The sequence below is a fragment of the Methanomassiliicoccus sp. genome (assembly GCA_012719175.1).
GTDB lineage: Archaea > Thermoplasmatota > Thermoplasmata > Methanomassiliicoccales > Methanomassiliicoccaceae > UBA6.
Window position 1 is genome coordinate 46,784 of record JAAYAX010000004.1, and the last position, 17,705, is coordinate 64,488.

21 protein-coding genes are annotated in these 17,705 nt (G+C 56.9%); 15 read left to right on the plus strand and 6 right to left on the minus strand.

The genetic code is table 11. From position 1 onward, the window contains the following. Positions 1–169 precede the first annotated feature (169 nt). Genes GXX95_00585 through GXX95_00615 form a run of 7 tightly spaced genes read left to right on the plus strand, consistent with a single transcriptional unit; the run spans position 170 to position 6,695 of the window. On the plus strand, positions 170–778 hold the full coding sequence (locus GXX95_00585; protein ID NLT36643.1) for a bifunctional precorrin-2 dehydrogenase/sirohydrochlorin ferrochelatase: 609 nt from the start codon (positions 170–172) through the stop codon (positions 776–778). Then, positions 779–2,089 (plus strand): glutamyl-tRNA reductase, encoded by a 1,311-nt coding sequence (locus GXX95_00590; GenBank protein ID NLT36644.1) that lies wholly within the window; start codon positions 779–781, stop codon positions 2,087–2,089. Then, positions 2,040–3,008 (plus strand): porphobilinogen synthase, encoded by a 969-nt coding sequence (hemB, locus tag GXX95_00595; GenBank protein NLT36645.1) that lies wholly within the window; start codon positions 2,040–2,042, stop codon positions 3,006–3,008. Before GXX95_00590 ends, hemB begins: the two co-directional genes overlap by 50 nt. Next, positions 3,005–4,279 (plus strand): glutamate-1-semialdehyde 2,1-aminomutase, encoded by a 1,275-nt coding sequence (gene hemL / locus GXX95_00600; protein ID NLT36646.1) that lies wholly within the window; start codon positions 3,005–3,007, stop codon positions 4,277–4,279. The genes hemB and hemL overlap by 4 nt, the downstream gene beginning before the upstream one ends. Beyond that, positions 4,276–5,151, plus strand: a complete 876-nt coding sequence (gene hemC, locus GXX95_00605) for a hydroxymethylbilane synthase (protein ID NLT36647.1) — start codon at positions 4,276–4,278, stop codon at positions 5,149–5,151. Before hemL ends, hemC begins: the two co-directional genes overlap by 4 nt. A 3-nt stretch (positions 5,152–5,154) precedes the next feature. Further along, entirely contained in the window at positions 5,155–5,898 is a 744-nt protein-coding gene (gene cobA, locus GXX95_00610; protein NLT36648.1) for a uroporphyrinogen-III C-methyltransferase, read from the plus strand. Next, positions 5,895–6,695 (plus strand): uroporphyrinogen-III synthase, encoded by an 801-nt coding sequence (locus tag GXX95_00615; protein NLT36649.1) that lies wholly within the window; start codon positions 5,895–5,897, stop codon positions 6,693–6,695. Before cobA ends, GXX95_00615 begins: the two co-directional genes overlap by 4 nt. A gap of 119 nt (positions 6,696–6,814) precedes the next feature. Here the strand turns inward: GXX95_00615 and GXX95_00620 are convergent, their stop codons facing one another. Beyond that, a complete protein-coding gene (locus GXX95_00620; GenBank protein ID NLT36650.1) occupies positions 6,815–8,005 on the minus strand; it encodes an ATP-binding cassette domain-containing protein in 1,191 nt (396 codons plus the stop codon). A gap of 3 nt (positions 8,006–8,008) precedes the next feature. Continuing rightward, entirely contained in the window at positions 8,009–8,806 is a 798-nt protein-coding gene (gene cbiQ / locus GXX95_00625) for a cobalt ECF transporter T component CbiQ (GenBank protein ID NLT36651.1), read from the minus strand. 629 nt (positions 8,807–9,435) lie between these two features. On the opposite strand from cbiQ, the gene GXX95_00630 reads away from it, so the two are divergent. From GXX95_00630 to GXX95_00655, 6 genes are all read left to right on the plus strand, one after another. Continuing rightward, complete coding sequence (locus GXX95_00630; GenBank protein ID NLT36652.1) at positions 9,436–9,693, plus strand: response regulator; 258 nt, start codon at positions 9,436–9,438, stop codon at positions 9,691–9,693. Positions 9,694–9,998: 305 nt separating this feature from the next. Beyond that, the gene (locus tag GXX95_00635; protein ID NLT36653.1) at positions 9,999–10,409 is read left to right on the plus strand and encodes a hypothetical protein; all 411 of its coding nucleotides are present in this window, start codon (positions 9,999–10,001) and stop codon (positions 10,407–10,409) included. 371 nt (positions 10,410–10,780) lie between these two features. Beyond that, positions 10,781–11,386 carry a hypothetical protein gene (locus GXX95_00640; protein NLT36654.1) on the plus strand — a complete coding sequence of 202 codons (606 nt, stop codon included), beginning with the start codon at positions 10,781–10,783 and terminating at the stop codon, positions 11,384–11,386. Beyond that, the gene (locus GXX95_00645; protein ID NLT36655.1) at positions 11,383–12,027 is read left to right on the plus strand and encodes a hypothetical protein; all 645 of its coding nucleotides are present in this window, start codon (positions 11,383–11,385) and stop codon (positions 12,025–12,027) included. Before GXX95_00640 ends, GXX95_00645 begins: the two co-directional genes overlap by 4 nt. 336 nt (positions 12,028–12,363) lie before the next feature. Next, positions 12,364–12,594, plus strand: a complete 231-nt coding sequence (locus tag GXX95_00650) for a hypothetical protein (GenBank protein ID NLT36656.1) — start codon at positions 12,364–12,366, stop codon at positions 12,592–12,594. A 239-nt stretch (positions 12,595–12,833) separates the two neighbouring features. Beyond that, the gene (locus GXX95_00655; GenBank protein NLT36657.1) at positions 12,834–13,391 is read left to right on the plus strand and encodes a TATA-box-binding protein; all 558 of its coding nucleotides are present in this window, start codon (positions 12,834–12,836) and stop codon (positions 13,389–13,391) included. Positions 13,392–13,507: 116 nt separating this feature from the next. Here the strand turns inward: GXX95_00655 and GXX95_00660 are convergent, their stop codons facing one another. Next, a complete protein-coding gene (locus tag GXX95_00660) occupies positions 13,508–13,933 on the minus strand; it encodes a hypothetical protein (protein ID NLT36658.1) in 426 nt (141 codons plus the stop codon). A 331-nt stretch (positions 13,934–14,264) separates the two neighbouring features. On the opposite strand from GXX95_00660, the gene GXX95_00665 reads away from it, so the two are divergent. Beyond that, complete coding sequence (locus GXX95_00665; protein ID NLT36659.1) at positions 14,265–14,960, plus strand: MBL fold metallo-hydrolase; 696 nt, start codon at positions 14,265–14,267, stop codon at positions 14,958–14,960. Positions 14,961–15,081: 121 nt separating this feature from the next. Here the strand turns inward: GXX95_00665 and GXX95_00670 are convergent, their stop codons facing one another. Together GXX95_00670 and GXX95_00675 are read right to left on the minus strand one after the other, a co-directional pair. Next, positions 15,082–15,450 (minus strand): dinitrogenase iron-molybdenum cofactor biosynthesis protein, encoded by a 369-nt coding sequence (locus GXX95_00670; GenBank protein NLT36660.1) that lies wholly within the window; start codon positions 15,448–15,450, stop codon positions 15,082–15,084. Between the two features lie 216 nt (positions 15,451–15,666). Next, positions 15,667–16,176: a DUF134 domain-containing protein gene (locus GXX95_00675; protein NLT36661.1), complete on the minus strand. Its 510-nt coding sequence runs from the start codon at positions 16,174–16,176 to the stop codon at positions 15,667–15,669. Between the two features lie 237 nt (positions 16,177–16,413). On the opposite strand from GXX95_00675, the gene GXX95_00680 reads away from it, so the two are divergent. Continuing rightward, a complete protein-coding gene (locus GXX95_00680; GenBank protein ID NLT36662.1) occupies positions 16,414–16,902 on the plus strand; it encodes a DUF2124 family protein in 489 nt (162 codons plus the stop codon). Between the two features lie 81 nt (positions 16,903–16,983). Here GXX95_00680 and GXX95_00685 read toward each other — a convergent pair whose 3' ends face one another. Then, complete coding sequence (locus tag GXX95_00685; GenBank protein NLT36663.1) at positions 16,984–17,529, minus strand: inorganic diphosphatase; 546 nt, start codon at positions 17,527–17,529, stop codon at positions 16,984–16,986. Positions 17,530–17,705 lie beyond the last annotated feature (176 nt).

Below are 17,705 nucleotides of genomic sequence, written 5' to 3' on the forward strand. Positions count from 1 at the left end.
TGACCGCAAGAGCGGTCTAGCGGAAATGCACCGGCCCCTTTATTAAGCTTCCATTCGAAGGCCGGCGAAGCATCCAGCGTAAATGGAAAATTAGTTGGATGATACATCCAATTAAATACGATGATTGTATTTACGTCCTTCACCAATACAGGTTCGACAAGGGGTAACGATGCTACCATTATGGTTAGATCTTAGTAGCCGTAGGGCTGTCGTTTTCGGCGGCGGCCCCGTGGGAAGGCGGAAGGCCGCTTACTTGGCAGCGGAGGCAGAGGTGGTTGTGGTATCGGAGACCATCGATGGTGACCTGCCCTCCTCAGTTAGTGCCGTCCAAGGAAGGGCCGAGGACCATCTGGTCGAGATGGTGGGATGGGCGGACCTGGTGGTGGCGGCGACCAACGATCCCGCTCAAAACGAAAATATAGCTAGAGAGGCCAAAAGGCAGGGGAAGTGGTGCAACCGTGCTGACGGTGTCTCCACTCTCCTGATACCTTCTGTGGTGGAGAGAGAAAGGTACAAGGTGGCGGTGTCCACGGAGGGTCGCAGCCCTGGTATGTCCAGGTACCTTCGTCAGGTCCTTGACGAGCACCTGGACCATAAATATGATCTCATGGTCTCCCTCCAGGAGGAACTCCGTGAGGCGGCCAAGAGGGCGGTCCCGTCCCAAAAGGAACGTGAGCAACGCCTTTGGCAGGTACTCGACGACAGGCGGGTGTGGGATCTGCTGGAAAGTGATCCTCAGGAGGCCCGTAGGATCGCCCTTGAGATGGTGGTGAGATAGATGGAGTCCATACTTAGCGCGCATATCACGCACAAGCAGGCTAGTGTGGCCGACATGGAAAGTTTGGGTAAGGTGGACCCGGAGCTGATGATGAGGAACGCCCTCTCCCTCCCGGGGACCACTGAATGTCTGGTACTTCGCACCTGCAACCGAATGGAGATTTACCTTGCTACCAGTGACTTGAACGCCACGCGCAAGGGCCTCGAGGACATGATCAACGCCCTGGTACCATTTGACGCCGAGCAGAACTTGGTGCAGTACCTCAATGGGAAGGAGTCGGTGAGACACATCCTCAGGGTGTCCAGCGGCCTGGAGTCCCTCATCGTGGGGGAGGACCAGATCCAATGTCAGGTAAAGGAGGCCTTCGACCTGGCGAAGCGCCATGGCAGTATGGGGCCGGTCCTCACTATAGTGTTCCAGAAGGCCATCTCGGTGGGGAAGATGGTCCGCAGCAGGACCAACGTCAACAAGGGGTGCGTGTCCATGGGCACGGCAGCCGTGGAGCTTGCCGAGGAGAAGGTGGGTTCCCTCACCGACAAGAACATCCTGGTGGTGGGGGCGGGGGAGATGGCCGATCTTATTGCCAAGCATCTCGTGGGCAAGGGGCCAAAGGCCGTGTTCGTATCCAACCGCACCTACTCCCGGGCGGTGGAGCTTGCCTGGGCGCTCAACGGAAAAGCGGTGCGGTTCGACAGCCTCTTGGAGTTCTTCTCGCGGGCGGACGTGGTTTTGGTGGCCACCTCGGCCTCTCATATGATCATAACTCCCGCGCATGTGCGCAAGGCTCAGGACCTCAGGAAGGTGGACGGAAAGATCCTGATTATCGACGTCAGCTTCCCCCGCAACGTGGATCCACAGGTCGCCTACCTGGAGGGAGTGGAGCTTTACGATATCGACGGCCTGAGAGGAAAGGCCGAGGAAAATCTCCTTAAGCGTCGCTCCGAGATAAGGAGCGCAGAGCTCATAATCACCCAGGAGCTAGACTCCCTCGGGGAGCGTATGAAGGAGATGAAGGCCAATGAGATCCTCGGCCAGCTTTACAGCAAGTACTTCAGCCTCCGGGACCGCGAAGTCAGGAAGGCCTTGAATCGTCTGTCCTCAGGACAGGAGCCTGCTGAGGTCGTCCTCAAGGAGTTCGCGGACGTGTTGACCAGAAAGTTCCTAGCGGATCCCACCGTGGCGTTGAAGGACGCCTGCCGCATAGGTAACGAGGATGTTTTCGAGAAGGTGCAAAGTTTGTTCAAATTGGAAGGTGTTTCGATTGTTCCCACAGAGCAGGGCCCGAAGGCTGCGAGCGAGACCGAACATTAGGGACCTGGTCCGGGAGACCGAGCTTTCGGTCCATGACCTGGTGTACCCAATATTCGTTAACGAGAACCTGTCCTCTCCCAGGGAGATTGGTTCAATGCCAGGGGTCCTATCCCTGCCCATCTCACGGGCGGGGGAGGAGGCCCGATGCGCCGAAAACCTGGGAATCCCGGCAGTGCTCCTCTTCGGAGTACCCAGCAAAAAGGACCCTCGAGGGACTCCCGCGGACGACCCCGATGGGGTCGTGCAGAGGGCGATAAGGGAGATGAAGAGGGCATCGGACATCACCATCATCACGGACCTGTGCCTCTGCGAGTACACCGACCACGGCCACTGTGGAATCATTAACAAAGACGACGTCGATAACGATGCCACCCTCCAGAGGTATGCGGAGGTAGCTGTGAGCCAGGCTAGGGCTGGGGCGGACATGATCGCCCCCTCAGGTATGATGGACGGGCAAGTGGCAGCGATAAGGGATGGGTTGGACCAGGCAGGCTTCGAGAGCATACCCATCATGTCCTACGCCGCCAAGTATGCCTCCTCTTTCTACGGTCCCTTCCGGGACGCCGCCGAGAGCACCCCCCAGCACGGAGACCGAAGGAGCCATCAGATGGACCCGGGGAACGCAAGGGAGGCGTTCCGGGAGATGAGCTTGGACCTCGAGGAGGGAGCGGACATCCTCATGGTGAAGCCGGCCTTGCCGTACCTGGACATAGTACGGAGGGCCCGGGATAAGTTCAATGTCCCCATTGCCGCGTACCAGGTAAGCGGGGAGTACTCGATGATAAAGGCTGCTGCCGCCAACGGGTGGATCGATCACGACGGGGCCATGATGGAGTCCTTGCGGTCGATAAAGCGTGCGGGGGCGGAGATCATCATCACCTACTTCGCCAAGGAGGCGGCGAGGATGGTATCGTCATGACCGGAAGATCCGAGTGCCTCTATCATAGGGCGCAGAGGGTGATGCCGGGAGGCGTATCCTCTCCGGTGCGGGCGTACCAGCCCTATCCCCGCTACATCGCCGAGGCCCAGGGGGACCGGATAATCGATGTGGACGGCAATGAGTACATCGACTACTGCATGGCCTTCGGCCCCCTCATACTAGGCCACGCTCACCCGTCCGTCGTCAGCGCCCTGCAGGCCCAGGCGGGGAAGGGAACGCTCTACGGGGCCCCCATCGAGGCCGAGGCCCAGTTCGCCGAGGACATATCCAGGGAGTACCGCTCCATGGAGATGCTGCGCTTTGTGAGCACTGGCACCGAGGCGACCATGCACGCCCTGAGGCTGGCGCGCGGCCACACCGGCAGGAAGAAGGTCCTGAAGTTCGAGGGTTGCTTCCACGGGGCCCACGATGCAGTCCTGGTCAAGGCCGGCTCCGGGGCCACAACCCACGGCGCTCCCAACTCCCTGGGTGTCCTGGAGGAGGTCGCTTCCAATACTCTCTTGGCAACGTTCAATGATCTGGGCACGGTGGAGCAAGCGCTGAGGGCGAACCGGGGAGAGGTGGCCGCGGTCATCGTCGAACCGGTCATGGGCAACGTGGGTCCGGTTCTCCCCTCCGAGGGCTTCATCCAGGGGCTGAGGGAGCTGACGACCGCACACGACACTCTCCTGATCTTCGACGAGGTCATCACCGGCTTCCGGCTTTCTATGGGCGGGGCCCAACGTCGCTACGGGATCACCCCGGATATAACCACTCTGGGTAAGATAGCAGGCGGGGGGATGCCCATCGGAGTGTTCGGCGCCTCCGAGGAGATCATGAGCAAGATATCCCCGCTGGGAAAGGTCTACCAGGCAGGTACATTCTCTGGGAATCCCATGTCCCTCGCCGCGGGTATGGCCACCGTGAAAGAGCTGCGCGCTCAAGGCCACGAGGGTCTGGACCGCAAGGGCGATCTGATGCGACGTGGCCTTGAGGAGGCGCTTGGCGACATGAAAGTGCCGCATCAGGTGGTAGGCATCGGCTCCATGTTCCAGCTCTTCCTCTCGTCCGCCCCGGTGCGGAACTACCGCGAGGCGTTGTCCTCGGACAGCGCCATGTTCGACCGCCTCTTCCGCCGCCTTCTGGAGGAGGGTATCTACCTGGCACCCTCGCAGTTCGAGACCAACTTCCTCTCCACGGCTCACACCGATGAGGACATTAAAAGAACGGTGGACTCCTTCGCCACATCCCTGAGCGAGGTGTCGGCATGATCCTCGGCACCCGCGGCAGCGCCCTGGCGCTGGCCCAGACGAGGATGGTCATGGAGATGCTGGTGGCCCGCAACCCGGACCTGGAGGTAGAGGTGCGGGAGGTCAGGACCATCGGCGACAGGGTGACCGATCGGCCCCTGTCCACGCTTGGCGGCTACGGGGCCTTCACCAAGGAGCTTGACCAGCGGATAGTGGATGGGGAGATAGACGTTGCTGTCAACAGCCTCAAGGACATGCCTGTGGACCTTACCCCGGGGACGATGATGGCGGCGGTCCTCCCCAGGGGGCCAGTGGAGGACATGCTCCTATCCGAGGTACCCCTACCAGAGCTTCCCCAAGGAGCGGTGGTGGGCTCGTCCAGCGTGCGGCGTCGCTCGCTGCTGGAGGCCAAAAGGCCGGACCTGAACGTTCGGGACCTGCGCGGGAACGTGCCCACGCGCATAAAGAAGTGGAAGGACGGACAGTACGACGCCATAGTGCTGGCCCGGGCAGGGCTAGAGCGGCTGGGCATCACGGAGAAGGGCTATGTCCTGGACCCCGAGGAGTTCGTTCCTGCCCCGGGCCAGGGGGCCATCGCCCTGGTATGCGCAGAGGACAGTCCTTATCTGCTTGACCTACAGGCTTTAAACCATGAACGGACGAGAGCAGAGGTGGAGGCGGAGCGCTACATACTAAAGTCCCTGGGCGGTGGCTGCTCGGTACCCATAGGGGTGTGGGCATCAATGCTCGGGAGCGAGATCAGGATAGTCGGTACGGTGACGGGAGGTGCTCACGTGAAAGGTGTTCATATTGACCAGAATGTGCCATTGAGCGATATGGGAACGGAGCTGGACAGGATCGCTGACCTGTTGCGTCCAGCGGTGAGGGGATAAGCTATGCCCGGAAAGGTTCACCTTATAGGGGCGGGTCCCGGGGATGCCGGCCTCATCACCGTCAAGGGAATGGAGATGCTGAGGCAGGCCGATGTGGTGGTTTACGACGAGCTGGCCAACCACGACCTTCTCCAATATGCCCGTACCGGGGCCAAGCTAATAGATGTGGGGAAGCAGGGTGGACGCCATAAGGTCCCCCAGGACGGCATAAACCAGATCATCGTTGATGAGGCCATGGCCGGTCACTGGGTGGTAAGGTTGAAGGGCGGTGACCCCTTCCTCTTCGGCCGGGGCGGGGAGGAGGCGGAGGAGCTCCGGAAGGCCGGGATCGATGTACACGTGGTGCCTGGGGTCACCTCGGCCATCGCAGCCCCGGCGCTGGCAGGGATCCCGGTGACCCACCGGGACCATGCACCCATGGTCACCTTCGTAACCGGTCACGAGCGCGGGGACCGTTCAGACGAGCGCATCGACTGGGGCGTGCTCGCCCGCACCGGGGGCACCATAGTGATACTGATGGGCATGAGCAACCTGGAGCATAATATGTCGCGCCTCATGGAGGGGGGCATGAACCCGGCCACCCCTGTGGGGGTCATCCACCGTGGTTCGACACCTCAGCAGAGGGTGGTGATCTCCACCCTATCAGAGGTGGTGAAGGACTGCCGGGACCAGGGCGTGGGCTCTCCCTCGGTCGTGGTCGTGGGCGATGTGGTGGGCTGTTATGACCGGCTGGGTGATCTGCGATGAGGCTGGCGGTCATGCGCCCACAGGACAAGCTCGACGAGTCTCTCCAGATGGCCAGGGAGAAGGGTTTGGAGGTGATCGCAGCGTCCCCACTGCTGGTGAGCCCTATAGACGGTGTTGAGGGTGCTACCATGATCGATATGCTTAAGGAGGGCCCCGCCGAGGTGGTGGTCCTGACCAGCACCACGGGGGTGGAGATCCTGGACAGGATATCGGCGCAGGGAGGTGAGGACCTGGCCTCAATATTGTCAGGAAGCTGCAACATCGCCATCGGGCCGCTCACGGCCAAGGCCATGACGGACAGGGGGATAAGGGTCGACCTAATTCCCGAAGAACACTCCTCTGAGGGCCTGGTCCGGCAGATGGGGCGGCAGCTGGCAGGCAAGAGGGTGTACCTGCTCCGTTCGTCCCATGGGGAGAGGTCCCTGTTCGACGGGCTGGTGGAGTGCGGGGCAGAGGTGACGGAGAGAGTCCTGTACCGACTGATCCCGAACCTCGGCAGCCTGGAGCTCAAGTACCTCATCGATGAGAGCATGGCAGGGAGGGTGGACGCCTTCGCCTTCACATCAACCCTCTCGGCGGAGACCTACATCAACGCCGCTGAGCTGTCATACCCGCGGGAGGACATAATCGCCATGCTCAACTCTCACCTGGTCGCGGCCATGGGAGGACCGACTAGGAGGAAGCTGGAAGGGATGGGCATCCGTGTCTCCGTGGTGCCGGCCAGTGCCACCTTCGCGGCCATGCTAGAAGGGATAACCACATGGAGAGCGCGGTCCCCTACACCTACAGCCTTCTAGCCGTGAAGCCCTCGATTGGAAGATTAGAAGGCTCCTGACGGGGGAAAGTGAGAGAATTTTCAGTAGCTCACACGATCAGGCGGAATGATACAGAGGCTCGATTATACCATAATCAAGGATCACGCTCGTTCCTGGTTGGCGCTGGTCTCCGCCCTCAGAACCAGTCCCGTCTTTTCCTCCAATCTCCGCAATTTCGATTCCACCAGCGTTATCAGAGAAGTGTCTGTGTACAGAAGATACTCGTTGCCCAAGCTTGCCTGGAGGATGGCATTGTCCATGGCATGGAAGGAGTTATGGACGCTAATCTTCCCCTCCCGAATCATGCGCCTGGCCTTGGCACCGTAGGCTCCTGAGTACAGTTGAGAATCACTCATCCTTTGTGAGGCCTCCTCGGCCAGGGCCATGCTCTCAGGGTCGTTGACATCGATTATGCGTACCTTGCCCCCCGGCCTCCCTGCCTCCGCCCACACCCCAGAGCTCGGGAAGCATTTCTCCGCCACCTCCATGAGGTTCCTGGGCAGGGGCACCAGCGGGGTTGCCTTGCGGTGGTGCAACTGCTGGTTCATTAGCACAGGGAAGGGAGGGACGAGCCTCAGGCGGTCCACAAGCCGCTGATCAGCGAAAAGAACCTCTGGGGTGCCGGAGAAGATGACCTTGCCGCGGTGCAATACCTTCATCTCATCCGCCCATTCGTAAGCGGTCTCCATGTCATGAGTGGACATGATCATGGTCATGCCCCGGTGGTTCAGCTCGTCCGATAGCTCGATGAGTTCATGAACCATCTCGGGGTCCAAGCCGGCCGTGGGCTCGTCCATGATGAGCACCTTGGGCCTCATGGCAAGAGCTCCCGCGAGTGAGACCCTCTTCCTTTGACCGAAGGAGAGCTGCTGCGTAGGCCTCTCCCTGAGGTCCTCCAGCCAGACCAGGTGCAGTGCCTCGTCTATGCGCCTCTCCACCTCCTCCCGGGGCAATCTCAGATTCATGGGTCCAAAGGCCACATCCTCCTCCACAGTAGTGGAGAAAATCTGGTCATCAGGGTTCTGGAGGACCATGCCCACGTTCTCACGCAGGAAGGAGAGTGAGCGCTTATCGTACCTCACCTCCCTGCCCTCGTAGAGCACCTTACCGCTCTGAGGCCGGAGGATACCGTTGAACTGGAGGAACAGCGTGCTCTTCCCCGCCCCGTTGGGTCCGAGAAACACCACCTTCCTCCCCCTCTCCAGGACCATGTCGACGCTGTCTAGGGCAAGGACCTTGTTGGGGTAGGAGAAGCTCAATCCCTTTGTCTGGATGATAGGAACCAGAGACATTGTTCACAACCGGAGGAGGGACACCACTGTGGCCAGATCGACCACATGGAGGTTTATGGAGAACAGTAACAAGAACACCGAGATGGCTGCGATCCCCCACTTGAAGGACATCCTCGCGGGCGGACGATAGCAGTGGAACTCCCCGATGAAGCTCCGACAGTTCAGGGCGGTCTGCGACCTTTCTGCCATGTCCAGGGACCGGATGAAGATGCCGACCAGGAGCTTGCCGGTGGTACGGAATCTGGCCCTCAGGCCTCGGAAGCCAAGGCGGGAATGGGCGGCCACGTACATGGTGTCGAGCTGTTCCAGCAGGAGGAACGAGTAGCGATACACCAGCACCGTCAGCTCCACCAGCTCCGCTGGTACCCTTATCTGCCGCAGTGCATTGGCCAGGTGCGGTATGGGGGTGGAGGTTGCGAAGAACAGCATCACCGTGATGCCGGCCATTGCACGCAAGAACACCAGGCCACCTAGCTCCAGCCCCTGCCTGGACAGTGTAAGGACGAAGAAGCCCAGGTCAACCGACCATACCGTGTCACCTGCGGTGACCAGCGCGATCATGAAGGAACCGAGGACAAAGATCCCCACACCCTCCAGCAAGGCAAGCGATATGACCCTTGGAAACCGCATGCGGCTCGACAGGAACAGGAGGACAAGGCCTATCAGGGTGACGATCAACGGTATGTCCAGTGAGGATGCCATCAGCGAGGACACCAGCAGGGTCATGGCGAAGATAAGCTTACCTAGCGGGGACCAGTCTCGGAAGGGAGAGGCATAGGCGATCTCATCCATCGCGTGCATCAATAATCACTCCCTATTGGTGATGCTTTTCCTCGTTGAGGCAACGAGGGACGATCGTGCAAATGATGCCTGTTACTTTGGGACATGAGGCTGGTACTGGGACAAGTGACCCTTACGCCAGGACAAATCACCGATTCTACGGGGCCTCTAAAAGGATGGGAATATGAGCTCCGTCCACGAGCCCAGGAGGCCCGTATCGACGTGGACATGGCGATGGGCTTCAGGAGTGTGATCGACCTAATGCTCAGGAGTTGAGGGCTTGTATACCTATGATCAAGTGATGACTTCAGGTGATCGATCGATCTGCCAGCCATCACAGGCGACCAAGGAGAGGGACACGATCTATACAGATGCCGTTGCATGTTATCGTTGAATGTGTCCATCGTGGTGAGGCCTCCTTGAGTTGAACCCGTTATCCCATTTCCGATAATAGTTGGATATATCATCCAATAAGCCTTGTTATCGGCCATCCTGATATTAAAGTTTTGGCTAGAACTTAGTCTTCTCCGCCCCCACAAAACAAGCTCCTGCACCATCGGTCCGATGGTAATCGCTCAAAGGTGCTTTACGATGGTGGGCACGATCAGCCATATGATAAGCAGCGGTTTCTGGAGATAGCCAATTCCTTTTTGGAGCTCTCAGGAAACATGATAGTGTATACCGCTAACTCCACAAGGGAGGCTACGTTGGTTATGGAGGGAGGCACGTATGACGCCATATTATCCGATTACCAGATGCCGGAGATGGACGGTATAGAGTTCCAAAGTTTCCTGATGTCCCAGGGTGAGAATGTCCCGTTCATACTCTTCACCGAAAAGGGCCGGGAGGAGGTATTCATCAGAACGTTGAGCTGCGGTACCGACTTCTACCTCCAGAAGGGTAAGTAACCGACAACCTTGTTCAGGGAGCTAGAGCATGTCGTCTGAACCGCGGTGAGGCACCGGGAGTCCGAGGAGGCCCTGAAGAGCAGCGAGGCGAAGTATCGCAACCTCTTCAATAACCTGGGCGAGGCCGTGGGGATATAACGGTACGTCGTCGATGACTGTCATGGGGTGGTGGACTTCACCTATTTCGACCTCAATCCTACTCTGTGACGCACCCACGGCAAGACCGAGGAGGAGATGAACGGATGTAACGTGGGACATGTCTTCGGCATGGATAATATATTGCCGAGTATCTCCCTGTCCTCAACATGTGGCGGAAGGAGAGCAGGGAGATCGAGATCGAGGAGTACCTCTCGCTCGTACGGGGTTACTTCAGGACCATCTGGGTACCGCTGAGCAGAAAGTTGTTCATCGCGTATTCGCTCGACATCACCGATCGTAAGTGGGCCGAGGAGGAGCTGGTTAAGGCTAACAATCTCATGAGCTACATCATCGAGCACAGCCCCAGCGGCAAAGCCGTGTTCGACAGAGAACTCCGGCACCTGTACGCCAGCACCTGGTTCTTCAAGGTTTACGATGTCACCGAGAAGGACCACATCGGCATGAGGCAATACGAGGCGTTCCCGGACCTGCCGCAGAAGATAAGGGGGGGGGGTGGTGCACCGTCGGGCCCTCTCCGGCGAGGTCGTGAGATCCGAGAGCGACCCCTTCGTCAGTGAGGACGGCACCACGTAATGGACGAGGTGGGAGTGCCGGCCGTGTCATCAGCACGACAGCGCCATCGACGGTATAATACTGTACAGTGAGATCGCGAACCAGAACATGAAGCTCAGTGGCTATAACGTTGATGAGAGTGACCGCTTCTATGGTCAGGACTTCGAATGAGGTCCATGCTTTTGGCATACAGGTACGACACCGCACCATTTTCCTAAATATTCTCTGTAGATACTGCCCATCAAAATTTTCTCACTAATGATCTACCTCTTCTCTTATTCTCCATGCTCGTCTCCCGGCCACCACGAACAAGAAGCACCGCTCAAGGAAAATCTTGAACTCAAGACCAGGGTTTATGGGGCAGGAGTACTGAATATTGGTCACTATGCATAACCCCTCCTCGAAGATAACGTCAGTGTACGTGGTCGCCTTGATGGCGATAGGTCTCCTGGTGGCCATTACGAGGGGGGACATCTACTGGGTCGGGATCGCCCTATGGGGGCTGTTCCTGGTGGCCTACCCTGCCCTCCGCCACCGTGATGTGGAAGTACCAGGCGCATACCGGCTCATGCCTCTAGCAACGGTCCCCTTCATCATCGGACTTTTTATGGACATGGAAGGAGGAGGTCTTCTTCCAATTACCTCGCCGTGGTATTGGCTCTCCTTCAGCGTGGCCATATTTTCATTGAGCTTGGTGACGGTTGCATATAGCGACATCTATGGGGATCTAAAGACCAACCTCAGTTTCGAGCTGCGGCTGGCCTTCATGCTTTACATGTCGATGGTAACGCTCCAAGGGCCCATATTCTACTACGGCGATCTTTGGCTGGGCACGGATATTCTGGCAAGTAATGAGGGCTTGATGTTCAATATTCTGATCAATGCCATCGCGGGCCTGGTCCTAACCCTCGCCTTCTACTATGCGACCATGAGGGCAGAGCCTAGAGGTAACGTGAGCGAACGAGAGGAGGGAGCGGTGTGAGACGGCAGACCATGGCCATCACCGTCATCACCGAGGCGATCCTCCTGGCCTTGCTGGTGTACGGTATCTCCAATTGGAGGACCTATTGGATCTCCACTGTCCTCCTATCCCAGGTTCTCATGCTCGTCCCCCTGGTCCTGGAAGCTAAGAAAATGATCCTGCTACCATGGCCCATTGTCCTGGGAGCTTCGCTCTCCCTGCTCCTGCACAGCCTCGGCCTTGCAACCGAGTGGTACTTCACCGTCTTCTGGTGGGACAAGCTGACACACATGACCTCCGGTGTCGTGCTCTCCACCCTGGTGGCCATAGAGGTCCTGCTCCTCGACCTGCGCAACGAATCCGTCAAGATCCCGTACATCTGGTATCTGTTGATAGTCCCGATAGCGATCCTCACCCTGGAAGGAATATGGGAGCTCCTGGAGTACACCATCGATGTTGTGCTGGGAACTGGAATGCAGCACGGCCTTACCGACACCGTCAACGACATTGCCACCAACCTTATCTCCGGGATCGTGAGTGGCGTAGGGGTGGTTTACTACCTAAGGCGGCGACCGGTGGACGAGTTCGTTGCCAGCCTTGAGGCCGAACGTCTAGAACAGTGGTTCCTGCGGAGGCTCGGAAAGGGAAGCCGCCTGTTATGACAAGTTCAATATTGAACACATTTTCCTCTTGGGGGTCTCACTAGGGTTGACGCGATAAGCGAGAGAGAATAACATTGAGCATTGAATTCATCGGCGGTCATCCGCCCTCACAAGCGGATGTACAAAACACCATGATCGATCGTGGGCGAGAAAGGAGGTTGGCCCCCGGGCCTCATTGAGGCAACGGACCCAACAGCCCCCCTCTTGTGCTGGTGACCTATGATCACGCCTTTGACCTACCAACTTAAGAGGAGCTGGCCCACTGCGAAGATAAACCGGAAAGGCATCTTTAATTCAAACGATTTTAATAAATATTGGAAGCTCCAAGTATCATTGGTGTTCGTCCGCATAACATCTTCAAGCAGCAATCTGGCGGCCAGGGTCTGGTGCAAGAGGTTCAAGACCGAAAGGGTCTGCTCGTTCGGATTCGATAACTTCGTCATGGGCTTTCTGAGAGATGCCAAGGAAGAGGACGACAAGATAATCCTTATGGTCGAGGTTACCAACCCTCTAGCCAAGCAGTATCTGTCGGAGATGAGCAAGGGTGAGAGAGTGATCAACAACTGATCTTTGTCCCCCGCCCAAAGTCGTTCGTCCACTGGGAACTCTCGATGATGTTGGTGTTCCGACCCGCCCGTGCGCTTCCAATGTTCCCAGATCAAATATTATGATCACCTCTTATAGATCGGGCGTTGAGATATCGAGGATGGCATTGAAATAGTAAGCTCAATTCTGAGCTGCCGGGGGTTTAAGAGGCATATATAATCATATATATTGTATTGAGTTATCGTCCCAGGGGTATTACCATTTCAGAATATGTCATCCAGAACATCGTAGCATCAGCGAATTTGGGCATTGAGCTTGACCTCGGAACGCTTGCGCTCAGCTTGAGCGGCGCGGAATACGAGCCGGAGCAGTTCCCAGGTCTGATATACAGACTGAAGAGCCCGAAATCTGCTACCCTGCTCTTCCGGAGCGGAAAGCTCGTGTGCACCGGGTCCAGATCCCTGGCAAATGTCAAACAGGCCATCGAGACCGTGGTATCGGACGTCAAGAACGCCGGCGTCCCCATCACTGCCTCGCCGGAGATCATAGTTCAGAACATCGTGGCCTCATCGGACCTGGGGCAGGACATCAACCTCAATGCCATCGCCATCTCCCTGGGTCTGGAGAGAGTAGAGTACGAGCCCGAGCAGTTCCCTGGCCTGGTATACCGCCTGGAAGAGCCCAAAGTGGTGGTGCTGCTGTTCGGTTCCGGCAAGCTCGTCTGCACCGGCGCACGGACCCCAAAGGACGTCGAGGCTGCTGTAAAGAAGATCACGGAGGAGCTTCAGTCCATCGGTATGCTGAAGGCGACCGGTTAAGACCCGGAACTCGTCTATGCCCCGCTCTGCGCGGGCGCAATTTATTCTTACCCGCTCCGGTCGGAAGATCTTTCGCTACCAGATCATCAGGATGGGTCTGGCTGTCTTTTTTTCGCTCACTGCCTCGTGTGCTTCCAGACGTCCTCAGTGAGGGAATCATATACCGACTCTTTGTCAGTATCCTCATCGGCAGCGGCCTTATTCTCGATCAGCTCACGGATCCGCTCCTTGCGGAACAACCAGTAATGGATCCTCCATTCCCTGCCATCATAGAGGGTGATCTGCTCCATCTCCGTGGTCAGGATCCCAGCGTCCTCTAGCATGTAGAAGGCGTCCCTATCCACGGGCTCGAGCATGTTATCGACCACGCGTTCGCCGTGGCCAAAGAAATTTAAAATGCGATGGGCAAGCTCCTGGGCCACTTCGTTGGGCATATCGTGTTCATCAATGGTTCTCTTTATCGCGAGCGCCAGCTCTTCTAGGGTTAAGGTCTGATGATGCTTGGATCGCTCCGTTATTGCGCTGCTGTCATCTTCTGTCATATGTGTGAACAAAACCGGTCGTTGAAAGATGCGAATGGACTGAATAGTATTTATTGAAGCATGTTGTCAAACACACTAACATCCCGTTCATGCATGAACAGTACCATAATTCCAGGGTTTTCCATGAATGATCTATTCTATGTTTCGATTAGGCTCCGTGATCGCCAGATCAAGTTATGATGTGGATATGAAGATGCACCCACAGAGATCGGAGGGAATGGAGAGGCGTTTCATGATATCGCCCTACTATCTCGACATTACAGTCCTAGATCGCCATTTGTCACAACAAATAATTTGATGTTGCATCCCTAGATATGATTAAGTGAACTTGATGGCTCATTGGCGAATATCCATAGCATATGACTCACCTGCCCTTTCCTCGTTTAGGGAGGGCTGGGGGTTTTCAGCGGTAATCTCATCGGATGCTGGCAATATACTCTTTGATTGTGGTTGGGACGGTAACATACTGCAAGAGAATCTCTCTCGCCTGGGATTCGCCTTCTCGGACATGGACCTGGTGGTCCTATCCCACTACCATTGGGACCACCTCACAGGGTTGCCGGTCATGCTGGCAGACCCATTGAAAAAGAGGACATTGGAGGTATTCGTACCGTATGGCTTCTCTAAGAACCTGATGAAGGAGATAAACCGGAAAGCGATTGCCTTAGATGTCAGGTCACCCCAGGAGATATCTCCGAACGTGTGGGCCACCGGTCCTCTGGGCGGCGATGTGCCGGAGCAGGCCCTTGTCCTGAAGGGTAAGGGCGGAGTGGCAGTTCTAACCGGCTGTGGACACCCCGGGCTGAAGGCAGTTCTATCGGCTGGCTCCACGCTAGGGGTACCTCGATGGCTGATAGGCGGTTTACACGATTGCACCCTCTCCGACCTTGAGGGCTCGCTCAAGGAGAACCCGTTCTTAAGGGCGGTGCTCTGTCATTGCACCCGATGCAAGGAGGAAGCTTCGGCCGCCCGCATCGACAGGGTCACCATCGGTGCGGCCGGTGAGATCTACGAAATAGAGCTATGAGATGGCCGGAGGACTTGAAGAAAAGAAAGGGTCAAGCGCCTGAAGCCCGGTTGGTTCAATAGTACCAAGGGCCCCGGCCGCTCTTTCCCATGGCCTTTAGAGGCTGAGTCCACAGTTAATCCTAATGGCAGTGGCTTCCGCCGCCGCAGACGTCCTTTACGGTCGCTTCCATGAGGCTACCGCCAAGGTAGTTCTGGAGGGCGTCCTTCACCGTTCCCGCCGCACCCACGAAAACCTTGATGCCGCAGTTCTGGAACTCCATAAGAGGACGGCGTCCAATGCCCCCGATCAGGACAGCGTCGATGCCTGCATCGGCCATCTTCCTCACCGGGATCATGCAGTTATGCTCGCCATTGTTATCAATGGTCCAGACTGACTTGATCTGGCTCTCCTCGATCTCCACTGCAGTGAACAGCTCGCAGTGCCCAAAGTGTGCGGAGACGCCTGCGTCAAGTCCGCCGGGGTTGTTGCTCGGTATGCCTACTTTCATTTCCTTACCTCTTTTTCGATGCTTAGTGGTCCACTCTCGATCGCTGGACCTGAAATGCTGGATGTTAGACCCTCTTGGGTCCGATGGGGCCTAAAGTGGATCCATATCCGCCCCTGGTTTCATCATTATGATAATGGCTTTCGGCATGTCTCTGTGACCATGCCTCCATTTTTGGATGAGGCCGGTCCGGAGAGGCATCGTTCGCCAACCATCCTCTCACTCCTCTTCATAGTCCCAGCTCCGCGCACCATTATTCTCGTCATAGCGGCATCGACATCTGTAGGTGGACCTCCTTTTGCCGACATCCTGCCCACTCCGCTGTCTCCTTACCTCATCCCGTCCGCAGCTAGGACAATGCGGCGGTTCGAAGTCGCCATCTGATTCCTCCCCTTCGCCCTTGCCCTCATGGCAGGTGCAATTCCGCCCGCCATCCAAGGCATAGCTGCCTCCCTTGATCTCGATGGCCTTCCCTGATACCAGGGCGTCCACGATCTTGCTTCTGGCACTTTGGAGGTCCTCCCAGAGAGCACGCCTTGATATGCCCATCCTATGCGCAGATTCCTCCTGGTTCAACCCTTCCAGGTCTGTCAGCCTTACGGCCTCCAGCTCCTCTAGTGTGAGGGACGTTACTTCTAGCTCTTTTAGGGGCACTCCTCGAGGCTTGAAGTATGTTACGACCGGCTCTGACTGGATCCTTCTTGGGCATCGTGGTCGTCCCGGCCTCATAATTTCACTCAATGACGAGGAATTACTTAATCTTAACTATGCACCTTTTTCATAATTTTCACCATTATAGTTGGTTGTGGTGGTGGGATGACCGCTCACCACCTACGGAGGAAATCGAGCTTTCTTCGCTTTGAATGCTCTCCGCGGCCCTGTAGTCTATTCTTCGGCAATGGTGCTGAAAGGTGGAATCGTTTATAGGCAATATTCACAGTACCAGCCTATGAGCGGTGATCACACATGGAGAATGGTAAGATCGAGGGCATCGTGGGTTTGACCAAGCTGTTCCGGAACGAGACCATCGAACTATCGAAGGGAGATGTCATCATTTTCGCAGGTTCGGAGGCCGTGTGCGCTCCCTTCGCGGAGCTGTTGGGATACTCCGTACGGGACAAGGACCTCGCTCTCTACTTCTCACCGCTGGCGAGGGAGAAGGATTGTCGACCGCTGCAGTGGAAGGATGGGACCGGGTACAATATCTCTTCCTCGGGTGAGGAGATCGCTGGAGCCGACCTTGTAGTGGTCCTGGGAGGACTGGCCATGCCCAAGTTCGGATGCCCTGTGGAGGCGGTGCAGCAGTTCATCGCAAAAGTGTCCAAGCCTGGAGGAACGAGGGTTGTCGGCGTAAGCTTCATGGACATCCTGAGAAGGTCTGGATGGCAACACCACATCAGGTTCGATTCTATCCTCAACGCGACCATGGAGACGGAAAAGGTATCTTTATCATGATATGTCGGACCGCGGCATTGTGGCCTTTGGACGTTGTACAGTGCCGGAGGGGAACGGCCCTCAATTATCCGATTTCCCTTATCATCCCCTGGGAACGGTCCCGAAGTTCTTTTCGAACAGGGCGATGCCGTTCTTTACACACTCCAGACCACTCCTCTTATCCTCCCAGCCCAGGATCTCCGTGTTCTTTCCCTCTTCTAAGTGTTTGTAGGTCCGGAAGAACTCGGCGTACTCCTCGAGATAGTGCTTCGGCAGATCGTACAGATCATGATACTCACGGTTCCGGGGGTCCTTTATGGCCGCACACAGCACCTTATCATCAGCTCCGTTCTCGTCCCGCATCCGCAGAAGGCCTATTGGCCGGGCCTCGATGACACAGCCGGGAAAGGTGGGCTCGGAGATTATTACCATCGCGTCCAGAGCATCCCCATCTTCGTAATATGTCTGGGGGATCATTCCATACTCCAGGGGAAAGACGACACTGGAGTGCAGCACACGGTCAAGGACTATGGCCTTGTAATTCTTCGATACCTCGCACTTGTTCTTGCTCCCCTTAGGAGTCTCGATGATGACGTTCACGATGTTGGGGGGGTCTCGACCGACAGGCAATGTCTTCCAAAGGGTCATATTTTCGCCACCAGAGAACGGTACGTGCCTCCCCCTCATAATCCTATGGCCTATTGTACGGGGAACCTACGGTAGGAGGCTGATCATTTGATAAAGCGGGCGCCAGTTTCTGCCAGCTAGGAACGGGACAGCAACATCATGATGGTCCGTTGATAGGCGGGGAAGGTACAACCTTA